The organism is Shewanella sp. 11B5 (genome assembly GCF_002836795.1).
Lineage (GTDB): Bacteria > Pseudomonadota > Gammaproteobacteria > Enterobacterales > Shewanellaceae > Shewanella > Shewanella frigidimarina.
Genome location: NZ_PJAP01000125.1, coordinates 1 through 1,217 on the forward strand (window position 1 = coordinate 1; position 1,217 = coordinate 1,217).

General features: G+C 38.2%; 1 protein-coding gene. It reads right to left on the bottom strand.

Going from position 1 to position 1,217, the window contains the following annotated elements; genetic code table 11:
- Positions 1 to 692: 692 nt before the first annotated feature.
- Positions 693 to 1,217: substrate binding domain-containing protein (locus tag CXF78_RS01050; protein ID WP_219622043.1), on the bottom strand; the 525-nt coding region annotated here is incomplete at its 5' end.

Sequence of the window (1,217 nt, forward strand, 5' to 3'; positions counted from 1 at the left end):
AAAACAACCCTATTAGATACAATGCCTACCGCTGGAACTGCGGCAGAGACAAAAGATTAAATGAAATTTGGGGTGATAAAGCGACACATTAGGCTTAATTTATGGCAGCCGCTACTTGTATTTTGGCGCTTCAGGTATCACCCATACAAAAGCAAAGGGGTATGAAGGTTGCGAAGAATTTGATTGTGAAAAAGAATGTGAGTGTGAAAAAAGTGAGTGTGTGAAAAAGAGTTCAACGCTTTAGAAAAAGCACTTTTTTGAATTAATCGGTTTTTAGGGTTATGTTGGCGTATAACAACATAACAAAAATATTATTTTGCTCGCAGGCAGGCTTAGACACTGACTTGCCGCAGTTCCGTGTATTATCACTATCAAATTGAATTATGATTTTATACGGAATAAAATAAAACAAGGAATAGGATTAATGAAAAATTCAAGGAATGAAATAGCGAAATATGGAATAACCTTTGGAACAGCGTTATCTATCGCTATTTCATGGAGTGTAAACAAGTCTGTTTTATGGGCGATTTTTCATGGTTTTTTATCTTGGTTTTATGTCATCTGGCACGTCGTGACGCGATAATCTTTTGCTTCTTCAACGCAGGAGTTAGCGAACGTTAAAACGTTAATGCCGTAGGCCAGAATTGAATAAGATTATCGGAATAATGATGAATAAGATGTCATCGTTAGTCTTATAAATCTAACACACTTTTATCTAAGATCCCTTTATCGATTAGCTGCAACAATATATTGCGAGTTTTATCTTTTAAGGTGTCTCGTAGTAATCGGGCTGCGGGGGTAATCGATTGCCTGCTGGGAAATATGAGCCACAGTTCTGTTGGCTTTGTTTGGTATTCTGGTAATACATGCACGACGTTACCGTTAAGTAAGTCACTTGATATATCAAGGCAAGACTTAAGCCCAATGCCTTTGCCTGATACACACCAGCGATGCACTAATTCACCGTCATTTGAGATTCGGTTGCCTTTCATTTTGATTTTTAATAACTCATCGCCGCGATAAAACTCCCATACATCGTAAGTAATATCATTGAGTTGATATAACAGCCCGTTATGAGAGGCGAGATCTTGTGGGTGTTTTGGCATGCCATGTTTTGCTAGGTAAGCTTTAGATGCACACAATAATCTGGGGACATTACAGATTTTAAACCCGTAAAGATTAGCGTCATTTGGCGAACCATAGCGCAAGGCTAAATC